The 13,472-nt window shown below is 73.2% G+C and carries 11 protein-coding genes; 9 read left to right on the top strand and 2 right to left on the bottom strand.

Annotation, left to right across the window (positions count from 1 at the left end):
- Positions 1 to 150 precede the first annotated feature (150 nt).
- From pdxR to V6U82_RS18470, 9 genes are read left to right on the top strand one after another with little or no spacing between them, the layout of a single operon-like run.
- Complete coding sequence (gene pdxR, locus V6U82_RS18430; protein WP_128136504.1) at positions 151 to 1,677, top strand: MocR-like pyridoxine biosynthesis transcription factor PdxR; 1,527 nt, start codon at positions 151 to 153, stop codon at positions 1,675 to 1,677.
- Positions 1,678 to 1,688: 11 nt separating this feature from the next.
- A complete protein-coding gene (locus V6U82_RS18435) occupies positions 1,689 to 2,933 on the top strand; it encodes a M20 family metallopeptidase (RefSeq protein WP_334462798.1) in 1,245 nt (414 codons plus the stop codon).
- A complete protein-coding gene (locus V6U82_RS18440) occupies positions 2,930 to 4,372 on the top strand; it encodes an aldehyde dehydrogenase family protein (RefSeq protein WP_334462801.1) in 1,443 nt (480 codons plus the stop codon). Before V6U82_RS18435 ends, V6U82_RS18440 begins: the two co-directional genes overlap by 4 nt.
- Positions 4,373 to 4,394: 22 nt before the next feature.
- Positions 4,395 to 5,339: an ABC transporter permease gene (locus V6U82_RS18445; protein ID WP_128136506.1), complete on the top strand. Its 945-nt coding sequence runs from the start codon at positions 4,395 to 4,397 to the stop codon at positions 5,337 to 5,339.
- The gene (locus V6U82_RS18450) at positions 5,336 to 6,220 is read left to right on the top strand and encodes an ABC transporter permease (protein ID WP_013288207.1); all 885 of its coding nucleotides are present in this window, start codon (positions 5,336 to 5,338) and stop codon (positions 6,218 to 6,220) included. The genes V6U82_RS18445 and V6U82_RS18450 overlap by 4 nt, the downstream gene beginning before the upstream one ends.
- 5 nt (positions 6,221 to 6,225) lie before the next feature.
- The gene (locus tag V6U82_RS18455) at positions 6,226 to 7,212 is read left to right on the top strand and encodes an ABC transporter ATP-binding protein (protein ID WP_334462805.1); all 987 of its coding nucleotides are present in this window, start codon (positions 6,226 to 6,228) and stop codon (positions 7,210 to 7,212) included.
- Complete coding sequence (locus V6U82_RS18460) at positions 7,209 to 8,033, top strand: ATP-binding cassette domain-containing protein (protein ID WP_334462808.1); 825 nt, start codon at positions 7,209 to 7,211, stop codon at positions 8,031 to 8,033. The genes V6U82_RS18455 and V6U82_RS18460 overlap by 4 nt, the downstream gene beginning before the upstream one ends.
- Entirely contained in the window at positions 8,030 to 8,785 is a 756-nt protein-coding gene (locus V6U82_RS18465) for an SDR family NAD(P)-dependent oxidoreductase (RefSeq protein WP_334462811.1), read from the top strand. The genes V6U82_RS18460 and V6U82_RS18465 overlap by 4 nt, the downstream gene beginning before the upstream one ends.
- 8 nt (positions 8,786 to 8,793) lie before the next feature.
- A complete protein-coding gene (locus tag V6U82_RS18470) occupies positions 8,794 to 11,094 on the top strand; it encodes an arylsulfatase (RefSeq protein WP_334462813.1) in 2,301 nt (766 codons plus the stop codon).
- Between the two features lie 75 nt (positions 11,095 to 11,169).
- Here the strand turns inward: V6U82_RS18470 and V6U82_RS18475 are convergent, their stop codons facing one another.
- Both V6U82_RS18475 and V6U82_RS18480 read right to left on the bottom strand, forming a co-directional pair.
- The gene (locus V6U82_RS18475; RefSeq protein WP_334462815.1) at positions 11,170 to 12,468 is read right to left on the bottom strand and encodes a dihydrolipoamide acetyltransferase family protein; all 1,299 of its coding nucleotides are present in this window, start codon (positions 12,466 to 12,468) and stop codon (positions 11,170 to 11,172) included.
- 14 nt (positions 12,469 to 12,482) lie between these two features.
- Entirely contained in the window at positions 12,483 to 13,451 is a 969-nt protein-coding gene (locus V6U82_RS18480; protein WP_334462817.1) for an alpha-ketoacid dehydrogenase subunit beta, read from the bottom strand.
- Positions 13,452 to 13,472: the final 21 nt, after the last annotated feature.

Raw genomic sequence — 13,472 nt, forward strand, 5'->3', positions numbered from 1 at the left:
CTGCCATCGCCCGGCCAAGCGTGGCGGGAACGGGCCCTCCGCAACAGGTCCAGGTCTCCGGCTAGGCTGGTACCAGCGGGACGCACAGGGCGTGTGCAGGGCGTACGACGACGGGACGAGGCGAGACCCCCGCGGGAGTGGGAGGTCGAGGTGACGGATTTCCTGCTGCCGGTCAACCCGCAGAGCACGGTTCCGCTCTACGAGCAGATCATCACCGGGCTCGAGGACGCCATCCTCGCCGGGCAGTACGACGACGGCCCGCTGCCCAGCACGCGCCGCCTGGCCGAGGCACTCGGCGTCTCCCGGAACACGGTCCTGACCGCGTACGACCGGCTCATGGAGCAGGGCCTGATCGTGACCGTCCCGCGACGCGGTCTCTACGTCTCCTCCGACGCGGTGGTGCGGATGCGGGCCGCGCGGCGGACCGCCCGCTCCCCGATGCAGCCGATCGACTGGGCGGCGCGGCTGCCGGAACCGCCGCCCACTCCGGTGCACCGGGATCCGGCCTGGGCCCGGGCGCCGTTCCCGTTCGTGGTCGGCCAGCCCGACCCGTCCATGTTCCCGATCGGCGCGTGGGAGCGGGCGCAGCGCGAGGCGTTGCGGCAGGACGGGCTGTCCCGGGTCATCGGGGACGCCGGCCAGGCCGACGACCCGGAGCTGGTGCGTCAGCTCTGCGAGCACGTGCTGCCCGCGCGCGGCATCTCCGCCCACCCGGACCAGGTGATGATCACGCTGGGTTCGACGCACGCGCTGCACCTGCTGGCGAGCGTCCTCGTCCGGCCGGGCAGCGTGGTGCTCGTCGAGGACCCCGGCTACCCGGACGCGCGGACGATCATGCAGATGGCCGGCGCCGACGTGGTGCCCGGCCGGGTCGACGAGGACGGCCTGGTCGTCGAGGACCTGCCGGCCGACCTGCACGGCGCCCAGCTCGTGTACGTCACGCCGAGCCACCAGTACCCGACCGGGGCGACCATGTCGGCGTCCCGCCGTGAGGAGCTGCTGCGCCGGGCCGGCGCGGCGGACGCGGTCGTGGTCGAGGACGACTACGACCCGGAGATGACGTTCCGGGGGATGCCCGCGGTGGCGGTGCGGGCGCTCGACGACGAGGACCGCGTCGTCTACCTCGGCAGCTTCAGCAAGCTGCTGGCGCCGGGCCTGCGGCTCGGTTACGTGGTGGCGTCCCCCGCGCTCGTGGACGCCATGCGGGCCCGCTCCCGCTACGTGCTGCGCCACCCGCCCGGCCCGATGCAACGCGCCCTCGCGCAGATGATCGCCAGCCGGGACCTGGCCCGCCACGTGCGCCGCGTCCGCGCCCACTACCTGGGGCTGTACGAGGAGATGGTGCGGGCGGTCGAGCGGCACGTGCGCTGGGGACCGCAGCCGGTGCCGCGCGGCGGGCTGGCCCGGTGGATCACCGGCCCGCCGGGGCTGGACGCCGGGGAACTGGCCCGCGAGCTGCGCCGGCAGGGCGTGCTGCTCGACCCCGGCGCGCCGTACTGGGCGACCCGGCCGGCACCGCGGCACCACCTGCGCCTGGGGTACCAGGTGATGCCACTGGACCGCATCGACGAGGGGGTGCGGCGGGTCGTCGAGGCGGTAGAAGACCAGGTCCGGCCGCGACTGGTACCCCCACCGACCCGGAAACTGGACGTTCCCCTCCGGGGGCGGAGTTCGTAACCTCCGACGCCATGACGTCGGACACCCACGCCTCCCTCCGCGCCGGCCATCTCGTGGACGAGCAAGCCGTCGTGTCGCTGACCCAGGACCTGGTCCGCATCCCCTCGACCTGGGACGCGGGGCGCGGGCGGAGCGAGCAGCCCGCGGCGGAACTCGTCGCGCAGGTCATGCGGGGCTTCGGCTGGCGGCCGGAGGTCACCGAGGTCGTCCCCGGGCGTCCCAACGTCGTCGCCGTGGTGGACGGCGGCCTGCCCGGCCCCACGCTGATGTTCGAGGGGCACACCGACGTCGTCACCGAGGGCGCTCCCGAGGAGTGGACGGTCGACCCGTTCGGCGGCGACATCGTCGACGGGCGGCTGTACGGTCGCGGCTCCGCCGACATGAAGGCCGGTGTCGCCGCGATGATCCACGCGACCCGGGCCGTCGAGCTGGCCGGGCCGTTCCCGGGCCGGATCGTGGTGGCGGCCCTGGTGGACGAGGAGGGCCAGATGCTCGGGGCTAAGCACTTCACCACCACGGCGCTGGCCCGCGAGGTGGACGCCGCGATCATCTGTGAGCCGGAGGCGGAGGAGATCTGCGCGGTCGCCAAGGGCGCCGTCCGGCTGCTGGTCACCTGCACCGGCAAGATGGCGCACGGCGCGATGCCGCAGCACGGCCGCAACCCCGTCCCCGCGGTGGCCGAGCTGGTCGCCGCGCTCGGCCGGTACCAGAAGGAGCTGCAGGCCGACCCGGGTGAGCACGTGCACCTCGGCCCGACGTACCTGACCCCCACGGTCCTGGACGCCGGCTCCGCCGACCAGCTCAACGTCATCCCCGGCCGCGCCGTGCTCGGCGTGGACTGCCGGACCGTACCCGGTGTCGACCACGCCGCGCTCGCCGCGCGGGTCCGCGCCGACGCCGGCGCCATCGGCGCCCGGCACGGCGTCACCTTCGCCGTCGAGGTCGTCGACGACCGGCCGTGCGCGGTCACCCCGGAGGACCATCCGATCTCGCTCGCCGTGGCCGGGGCGCACCGCGCCGTCACCGGCGCCGAGCCCGTCTTCGGTGGCGTGCCCGGCGCGACCGACGGCACGATCCTGTGGCGCGACAGCGGCATCCCGAACGTGGTGTACGGCCCCGGCCCGAAGTGGATCGCCCACCAGCCCGACGAGTACGTCGAGATCGACGACATCGTCCGCAAGACGAAGGTGTACGCCGAGGCGGCGCTGGCCTTCCTCACCGGTGCCACCGGCGCCCGCACGGGTGCGGCGTCGTGACCGCGCAGGAGCTGCTGACCGCGCTGCCCGCCGGCCTGCCGATCGGCGCGGGCTGGACCAGCACCGCGCAGACCGCGCCGGTGCGCTTCCCGTACGACGGCAGCACAGTCACCCAGGCGCCATGGGGCGGCATCGCCGACGCGGAGGCGGCTGTCGAGGCCGCGCAGGGGGTCGCCGCGGAGATGGCCGGGCTGCCCGGCCACCGGCGGCGCGCGATCCTGACGGCAGTCGCCGCCGAGGTGCGCGCCCGCGCCGACTCGCTGGCCGAGCTGCTGGTCCTGGAGACCGGCAAGCCGCTCGTCGACTGCCGGGTCGAGGTCGCCCGCACGCTGGTCACGCTGGAGACGGCCGCCGAGGAGGTCGGGCACCTCACCGGCGAGACGGTGGCGCTGGACATGCAGCCGGCCGGCGAGGGCATGCTCGGTTTCTGGGTACGCCGCCCGGTCGGCGTCGTCGTCGGCATCACCGGGTTCAACTACCCGCTGCTGCTGGCCGCCCACAAGGTCGCGCCGTCGGTGGCGGCGGGCTGCCCGGTGATCGTCAAGCCGGCGCCCAACACGCCGCTGGCCACGCTCGTGCTCGTGGACCTGTTCCGCGCGGCGGGCTGCCCGGCGTCGGGCGTGCAGCTCGTCACCGGTGGCGTCGAGGTCGGCAAGCTCCTGACCACGCACCCCGGCGTCGCCGCCGTGTCGTTCACCGGGTCGGCGCACGTGGGCCACCAGATCGCCCGTGCCGCGGCCCCGCGCAAGGTGCTGCTGGAACTCGGGTCCAACGCGGCGCTCGTCGTCGGCCGCGACGCCGACCTCGACCGGGCCGCAGAGGCGGTCGTACGCGGCGGGTTCTACGCCTCCGGCCAGGCGTGCATCAGCGTGCAGCGGGTGATCGTCGAAGAGCCGGTCCGCGAGGCGCTGCTGGAACGCGTCCGGCCGCTGCTGGCCTCGGTCACCACCGGCGACCCACGGTCCGCCGAAACCCGCGTGTCCGCCCTGGTGGACGAGGCGTCCACCGAGCGGGTCCACTCGTGGGTGGACCGCGCGGTCGCCGCCGGGGCGCGCTGCCTGGCCGGCGGTACGGCGCAGGGCCGGGTGCTGCAACCGACGGTGCTCGTCGACGTCCCCGAGGACGCCGAGTGCTGGGCGGAGGAGATCTTCGGTCCGGTGGTCTGCGTCCGTTCGGTGCCCGACATGGACGCGGCGGTCGAGCTGGTCAACCGGTCCCGCTACGGGCTCCAGGCCGCCGTCTTCACCCGTGACCTGGCGGTCGCCCTCGACGTCGTGCGCCGCCTCGACGTCGGTGGTGTGCTGGTCAACGAGGTGCCCGGCTTCCGCGCCGACAACATGCCGTACGGCGGCGTCAAGGACTCCGGCATCGGCCGGGAGGGACCGCGCTTCGCCATGGAGGAGCTGACCGTGACCAAGATGGTGATGATCAGGCCATGATTCGGAGTGGGAGCACACACGCATGGTGATCTACTTCGTCCGGCGGCTGGCCATCCTCGCGGTATCGCTGTTCGCCGCGTCCGTCCTCGTCTTCACGATGCTGGCGCTGCTGCCGGGCGACCAGGCGCAGGCGATGCTCGGCGTGAACGCCACCCCGGAGGCGCTGGAGGCGCTGCGCGAGCAGTTCGGGACGAACCGGCCGTTCACCGAGCGCTACCTCGACTGGGCCGGCGGCCTGATCCGCGGTGACTTCGGCATCTCGCCGCTCAGCGGGGTGTCGGTCGGCTCGGAGATCGCCGACAAGCTCGGCGTCACGGTGCCGCTCATCCTGGCCGGGATGACGCTGGCGCTGCTGATCGCCGTGCCGCTGGGCATCCTCGCCGCGGTGAAGAGCCGTACCGCGATCGGGACGGCGCTGTCGGCGCTGAGCCAGGTCGGCATCGCCGTTCCGTCGTTCTGGCTCGGCATCCTGCTCATCACCGTGTTCGCGGTGAAGTTGCAGTGGCTGCCCGCCGGCGGGTTCACCGGGTGGGACGACGTCGGCGGCGCGGTGCGGGCCCTGCTGATGCCGGCGCTGGTCCTCGGCGTGGCCCAGGGCGCGATCCTGATGCGCTACGTCCGGTCCGCGGTGGTCGAGGTCATGCAGGAGGACTTCATCCAGACCGCGCGCGCCAAGGGCCTCAGCCGCTCGCAGGCGCTGACCCGGCACGCGCTGCGCAACGCGGCCATCCCGGTCATCACGGTCCTCGGCCTGCAACTCGCGACGCTGCTGATCGGCACCGTCGTGATCGAGAACGTCTTCGGCCTGCCCGGTCTCGGCCGGATGCTGCTGCAGGACGTGGGCAACCGCGACCTGCTGAAGGTGCAGGGCACCGTGATGGTGCTGACGGCCGCGGTGCTTCTGATCAACTTCGTCGTCGACGTGGTGTACCACGCGGTCGACCCCAGGCTGAGGAGCAAGGCATGACATCGGTCGCCGACGCCCCACCGGACGCCACCGCCGACGTCGTCGCGGCCGGCCCCGTCAAGCCGCGCCGCCGCTGGAACCTCACACTGGTGATCGGCGCCGGCCTGGTGGGCCTGGTCGTCCTCACCGCACTCGTGTCGTTCCTCTGGACGCCGTACGACCCGACCCGGGTCGACCCGTCCCAGACGCTGCTCTCCCCGGGCGGGGACCACTGGCTCGGCACCGACCACTTCGGCCGGGACATCGTCAGCCAGCTCCTCGTCGGCGCGCGGACCACACTGTTCGTCGGTGTCGTCGCCGTCGCGATCGCCGCCGCTGTCGGCGTACCGCTGGGCCTGCTCGCCGCCACCGGGCACCGCTGGCTCAGCGAGCCGGTGATGCGGGCGCTGGACATCGTGTTCGCCTTCCCGGCCATCCTGCTGGCGATCATCCTGGCGGCCGGCTTCGGCGCCTCCACGCTCACCGGCATGATCGCCATCGGCGTCGCCAACGTCCCGGTGTTCGGCCGCCTCACCCGGGCCGGCGCGATGCAGGTGCTGCAGAGCGACTTCGTGCTGGCCGCGCGCAGCTACGGCCGCCGGGGCGTGGTGCTCATGGTGCGGTACGTGCTGCCGAACATCGCGGCCCTGCTGATCGTGCAGGCGTCGGTGTCGTTCGCGCACGCGGTGCTCGCCGAGGCGGCGCTGTCCTACCTCGGGTACGGCACCCCGCCACCGACCCCCACGTGGGGCCGGATGCTCCAGGAGGCCCAGAACTACTTCGTCGTGCAGCCGATGCTCGCCGTCTGGCCCGGTCTGGCCATCGCCCTGTCGGTGCTCGGCTTCAACCTCATGGGCGACGGGCTGCGCGACGCCCTCGACCCGCGGCTGAGAGGACGGTGAGCGGCGTGAGCGGGCTCGTGGTGGAGGACCTCGTCGTCGAGGTCCACGACATCCAGGCCGTCAAGGGCGTCTCGTTCGAGATCGGGCGGGGCCGGCGGATGGGGCTCATCGGCGAGTCCGGCTGCGGCAAGTCCCTGACCGCGCTCGCGCTGATGGGCCTGTTGCCCCACGGCGTGACCGCGTCCGGGCGGGTGCTGCTGAACGGCCGTGACCTGCTCGACCTGTCGGACAAGCAGATGTGCGCGGTCCGCGGCAACGACATCGCCATGGTGTTCCAGGAGCCGATGACGGCGCTGAACCCGCTGATGCGGGTGGGCAACCAGGTCGCCGAGTCGCTGCGGCTGCACAAGGGGATGAGCCGGGCGGCTGCCTCGGCCCGGGCCGTCGAACTGCTCGAACGGGTCCAGCTGCCCGAGCCCGACCGCACCGCGCGCAAGTACCCGCACCAGCTCTCCGGCGGCCAGCGTCAGCGCGTCGTCCTCGCCATCGCGCTGGCCTGCGACCCGGCCGTGCTGATCGCGGACGAGCCCACCACCGCGCTGGACGTCACGGTGCAGGCGGAGATGCTGCGGCTGATGGACACGCTGGTGCGCGAGGAGGGCGCGTCGCTGCTGCTCATCACGCACGACCTGCCGGTCGTCGCGAGCATCTGCCAGGAACTGCTCGTCATGTACGGCGGCTCGATCGTCGAGCACGGCGACGTGGCCACCGTGTTCGACTCGCCCCGGCACCCGTACACGGCGGGCCTGCGGGCGTCCACGGTGCTGGAGAGCACCGACGGGAGCGGGCGGTTGTCCACCATCCCGGGCCGCGTGCCGTCGCTCGGGTCGTTCCCCACCGGCTGCGTGTACCGCAACCGCTGCCCGCGCGCCGACGACGTCTGCGGCACGGTGCCGCTGCTGACGGCGCCGCCCGGCAGCACCCAGCGGGCGGCCTGTCACCACCCGATCGAGAGCGACCAGCCCCTAGGAAGCGGGAAGGCCAGCGCATGACCACCACGCCGTTGCTGGAAGCCGTCGACGTGGTGCGCGAGTACCGCGCCCCGCGGCGGTCGCTGCGTACGCCGGGTCAGCCGATCCGCGCGCTCGACGGCGTGAGCGTGCAGGTCCACGAGGGCGAGGCGTTCGGCATCGTGGGGGAGAGCGGCTCCGGCAAGTCCACGCTGTCGCGGATCCTCATGGCCCTCGACCAGCCGACGTCCGGCACCGCGTTCTACAACGGGCAGCGGATCAGCGGCGTACCGGAGCGGCGGCTCGGGTTCCTGCGCCGGGACGTGCAGATGGTGCTCCAGGACCCGATGTCGTCGCTGAACCCGCGCATGCGCGTCGCGGACATCATCGCGGAGCCGATGCGCGCGCTGCGCCTGCCCGGCGACCACCGGGCCCGCGTGGCCGAGCTGATGCACTCGGTGGGCCTGCCGGAGGAGGCGGTGACCCGCTACCCGCACCAGTTCTCGGGCGGCCAGCGGCAGCGCATCGCCATCGCCCGTGCCCTCGCGGCGGGGCCGAAGGTCATCGTGGGGGACGAGCCGGTCAGCGCGCTCGACGTCTCGGTGCGCGCGCAGATCCTCAACCTGCTCACCGACCTGGCCGAGCAGTTCAGGCTGACCCTGATCCTGGTCTCCCACGACCTGTCCGTCGTCCGGTACCTCTGCGACCGGATCGCGGTGATGAACCAGGGCCGGATCGTCGAGACGGGCGAGACCGTATCGATCTACTCCGATCCCCGGCACCCCTACACCCAGAGGCTGCTGTCCGCGGTGCCCACCCTGAGCGGCGACCTCCTGGACCGATTCAACAGGAGCAGCACATGAGGTTGGTTGACCGCGTCGCCGTCGTCACCGGAGGCGCCAGCGGCATCGGACTGGCCACCGTCGGCCGGCTCGTCGAGGAGGGCGCGCGCGTGGTCATCGCCGACCTCGACGGCGACCGCGCCGCCGAGGCGGCCGCCGGGTTCGGGTCCGCCGTGGTCGGCGTGGCCTGCGACGTCACCCGGGCCGCCGACTGCCGCGCCGCCGTCGAGACCGCCGTCGAGCGGTTCGGCCGGCTCGACCTCATGCACGCCAACGCCGGTACGCCGTTCACCGGCCCGCTCGACGAGGTGGACCAGGCGACGCTGGACCGCGTAATCGACGTCAACCTCAAGGGCGCGTTCTGGACCGCGCAGGCCGCCGCGCCCGCGCTGATCGAGGCCGGTGGCGGCGCGATCGTGTTCACCGCGTCGCTCCAGGCCGTCATCGCCCGCCCCCGGTACGCGCCGTACACCGCCGCCAAGCACGGCGTCATCGGCCTGATGAAGGCGCTGGCGCTGGAACTCGCGCCGCACGGCGTCCGGGTCAACGCGATCGCCCCGGCGGCGACCGAGACGCCGATGCTCTCGGCGTTCCTGGGCGGGATGGGGGACGTGCCGGACAGCGCGCGGGAGAACTTTCGGGCGTCGATCCCGCTGGGCCGCATGGCGACGCCGCGCGACTCCGCCGACGCGGTGGTGTTCCTCGCCGGCGACGAGGCGCGCATGATCACGGGCCACACGCTCGTCCTCGACGGCGGCACGACGGCCGGCTGAGGCGTACCGTGACCGGACCTCTGGCCGACCCTCCGTACGAGGGGACCATCGGGCGCACCTACGGCGAGTCGACGGAGCACTGGAGCGCGCCGCCGTCGGCCGCCGCGGGTACGCCGAACGTGGTGTACGTGCTGCTGGACGACGTCGGGTTCGCCGACTTCGGCTGCTTCGGCGCCGAGATCGACACCCCGACGATCGACCGGCTGGCCGCCTCCGGGCTGCGGTACACCAACTTCCACACCTCGCCGCTGTGCTCGCCGACCCGGGCCAGCGTGCTCACCGGCCGCAACCACCACAGCGTCGGCATGCGCATGCTGTCCAACTTCGACAGTGGCTTCCCGAGCGGGCGGGGGCGGATCACCCACGCCGCCGCCACCGTCGCGGAGATGCTCGCCGACGCCGGGTTCAACACCATGGCGGTCGGCAAGTGGCACGTCGCGCCGCTGGAGCACACCACGCCGTCCGGCCCGTACGACCAGTGGCCGCTGGGCCGCGGCTTCGAGCGGTACTACGGCTTCCTGGAGGCCGAGACCGACAACTTCTATCCGGAGCTGGTGTACGACAACCACCAGGTGGACCCGCCGGCCACCCCGGAGGAGGGCTACCACCTCACCGAGGACCTGACCGACCGGGCCATCGGGTTCGTCCGGGACCAGACGTCGTTCACCCCGGAGAAGCCGTTCTTCCTGTATCTGGCGTACGCCGCCGCGCACGCGCCGCACCAGGCCCCGCCGGAGTACCTGGCGAAGTACCGGGGCCGGTACGACGCCGGCTGGGACGTCGTCCGCGCGGACCGGCACCGGCGGCAGATCGGGTTGGGCATCATCCCGCCGGACGCGCCGCTGCCACCGCACAACCCCGGCGTCGTGCCCTGGGACGACGTGCCGCCGGACCAGCGGCGCCTGTTCGCCCGCATGCAGGAGGCGTACGCGGCGATGGTCGACCACACCGACGCCCAGCTCGGGCGCCTGGTCGACTTCCTGGAGCGGATCGGCCGACTGGACGACACGATCTTCGTGGTCATGTCGGACAACGGCGCGAGCCCCGAGGGCACGCCGCTCGGCACGCTCAACCCCACCGCGTTTCAGAACCGGGTGCCGGAGAACCTCCAGGACAGCCTGGACCGGATCGACGAGATCGGCGGCCCCCGGGCGCAGAGCAACTACCCGCTGGGCTGGGCGCAGGTCAGCAACACCCCGTTCCGCCGCTACAAGCAGCACACCCACGAGGGCGGGGTGCGGGTGCCGTTCGTGCTGAGCTGGCCGGCCGGTGACGTGCCCGGCGGGCAGGTGCGGACGCAGTTCCAGCACAGCATCGACGTCACCGCCACGGTGCTCGACCTGGTCGGGGTGCAGCCACCCGCGGTGCGCCGGGGCGTACCGCAGATGCCGCTGCACGGCCGCAGCTTCCGCGACGGGCTGCGCGACCCGGCGGCGCCACCGTCGCGGGACCGCCAGTACTTCGAGATGTTCGGCCACCGTGGCATCTACCACCAGGGCTGGAAGGCGGTGGCGTTCCACGAGCGCGGCACCTCCTGGGACGAGGACCGCTGGGAGCTGTACCGGATCGAGGACGATCCCACCGAGAGCCGCGACCTCGCCGCCGAGTACCCGGAGGTGCTGCGGCGTCTCATCGAGGAGTTCTGGATCGAGGCGGCCCGCTACGACGTGCTGCCGCTGGACGACAGGGGATTCGCCGTCCAGGCCCGCGTGCCGCGCCCCGGATCGGTGCGGGACCGGCTGGACTTCACCTACCTGGCCGGCGTGCCGACGATCTCCGGCGCGGCGGTGCCGCCGACGATGAACCGCTCGCACGCCATCACCGCGCGGTTGCACCGCACCGACGCCACCCAGGGCGGCGTGATCGTGGTGCTCGGCAACGTCAGCGGCGGGTACGTGCTGCACATCCAGGACAACCACCTGGTGTACGAGTACAACCACCTCGGCACCCGCTACGTGCTGCGGTCCGAGGGCGAGCTGCCGCTGGGCCCGGTGGAGCTGACCTTCGAGCTGACGAAGACGGCCGACTGCCAGGGCACCGGCCGCCTGTACGTGGACGGCGAGGCGGCGGGCGAGGCGCTGTTCCCGCGACTGCTGCCGTTCTTCCACGGCTTCGCCGGCATGGACGTGGGGCGCAGCATCCACTCGCCGGTGTCGCCGAGCTACCCGGCCCGGCACGAGTTCTCCGGCGAGCTGGAGTACGTGCGGTTCCGGCTCGCCGCGTCCGAGGAGGTCGGCGAACCCATCGCGCCGGCGGGCGGCGTCGCGCCCCGGCCGTCCGTCGGCGTCGGGTTCGAGGTCGTGGACTGAAGCGCGCCGCGCGTACGGCGACGGCGCGTGGACGGACCTCGTCGTCCGTCCACGCGCCGTCCGTCTACCGGACCCTCAGCGCAGGGCCAGGCCCCACAGCGGATCCTCCAGGAACCGCCCGACGTGGGCCAGCACCCGGCTGCCCAGCTCGCCGTCCACCAGCCGGTGGTCGAACGACAGCGACAACTGCACCGTCCACCGGGGGACGACCTGCTCGTCGACCACCCACGGCATCCGGCGCAGCGCGCCGAGGCAGAGGATCGCCGCCTCGCCGGGGTTGAGGATCGGGGTGCCGGCGTCGACCCCGAACACCCCGATGTTGGTGATGGTGACGGTCCCGCCGGACAGGTCGGCGGGACGGGTGCGGCCCTCCCGCGCGGTGGCCGCCAGCTCGTTGAGGGCGGCCGCGAGGTCCCGTACCGGAAGGTTCTGCGCGGCCTTGACGTTCGGCACGAGCAGGCCGCGCGGCGTCGCGGCGGCGATGCCCAGGTTGACGTCGGCGAACCGGACGATCTCCTGGTTCTCCTCGTCCCACCGGGCGTTGACGTCCGGGTACCGGCGGACGGCGTCCAGCACCCCGAGCGACGCCACGAGCAGCGGGCTGACCCTCACCCCCTGGAAGGCCGGGTCCTGCTTCAGCCGGTCCACGAACTCGACGGTGCCGGTCATGTCGACGGTGAGGAACTCCGTGACGTGCGGCGCGGTGAACGCGCTGGCGACCATGGCGGCGGCGGTCGCCTTGCGGACCCCGCGCACGGGCAGGCGCTCGTCCCGCCGGTGATCGGTCACGGGCGCCCGGCCGGTGGTGTGGTCGAGGAGGTCCTGGCGGGTGATCCGGCCGCCGGGGCCGCTGCCGCGTACCTCGGTCAGCTCCACCCCGAGGTCCTTCGCGAGCCTGCGCAGCGGCGGCTTGGTGAGCACCGGCGGCCGGGACGTGTGCGGCCGGCGGACGGGCTCGGCCGGGCGGACGGACGGCGTGCCGCGACGCGGCCGGCGCGTCCGCGCCTGGGCGGACACGCCGTAGCCCACGAGCACAGCGGTGCGCTCCACGGCCGGCTCGCCGGCGGTCGGCTCGTCCTCGGTCGGCGGCGGGGTCGCGGGCTCGTCGGCGGGCGGGGCCGCAGGGCCGTCGCCCGCCGTCCGGATCGCGATGATCGGCGAGCCCACGTCGACCGTCTGCCCCTCCTCGGCGAGGAGGCGGTCCACCACACCGGCGTACGGGCTGGGCAGCTCGACCACGGCCTTGGCGGTCTCGATGTCCACCAGGACGTCGTTGAGGCGGACCGGATCGCCCGGGGCGACCCGCCAGGTGACGATCTCGGCCTCGGTGAGGCCCTCGCCGACGTCGGGCAGGCGGAACTGCTGAACGCTCACTGGTACCTCTCCCTTCACGCGGCCAGGACGCGGTCGACGGCGTCGAGGATTCGGTCCAGGTCGGGCAGGTACTCCTCCTCGACCTTGGCCGGCGGGTACGGCAGGTTGAAGCCGCCGACCCGCTCGACCGGCGCCTCCAGCGAGTAGAAGCACCGGCTCGTCACCTGCGCGACGACCTCGGCGCCGAACCCGGCGAACGTGGGCGCCTCGTGGACCACCACCGCCCGGCCGGTGCGGCGGACGGACTCCTCGACTGTGGCCACGTCCAGCGGGGAGATGGACCGCAGGTCGATCACCTCGATGTCGCGGCCCTCCTGTGCCGCGGCCTCGGCGGCGGCGACGCAGGTGGCGACGGTGCCGCCGTACGTCAGGAGCGTCAGGTCGGTGCCCGGCCGCACGGTCCGGGCGCGGTCCAGCGGCAGCGGCGGTCCGGCGGGTGTCACCTCGCCCTTGACCCAGTAGCGGCGCTTCGGCTCGTAGAAGATGACCGGGTCGTCACCGGCGACGGCCTGGCGGATCATCCAGTGCGCGTCGTCCGGGCTGGCGCAGTAGACGACCCGCAGCCCGGCGGTGTGCGCGAGGTACGCCTCGTTCGACTCGCTGTGGTGCTCCACCGCGCCGATGCCGCCACCGACCGGGATGCGCACCACCACGGGCAGGGCGGTACGACCGCCGGTGCGGGCCCGCATCTTGGCGAGCTGGGAGACGATCTGGTTGAACGCGGGGTAGACGAAGCCGTCGAACTGGATCTCGCAGACCGGGCGGTAGCCGCGCAGCGCCAGCCCGATGGCGGTGCCGATGATCCCGGACTCGGCGAGGGTGGTGTCCACCACCCGGGCCTCGCCGAAGTCCTTCTGGAGACCGTCGGTGACCCGGAAGACGCCGCCGAGGCGGCCGACGTCCTCGCCCATCAGGAGGACCTTGTCGTCGTCCTCCATGGCGTGGCGCAGGCCGCTGTTCAGTGCCTGACAGAGGGTGAGCATGAACGAGTTCTCCGATCGCAG

This window comes from Micromonospora sp. CPCC 205554, from assembly GCF_036902745.1.
In the GTDB taxonomy this organism is placed as follows: domain Bacteria; phylum Actinomycetota; class Actinomycetes; order Mycobacteriales; family Micromonosporaceae; genus Micromonospora; species Micromonospora tulbaghiae.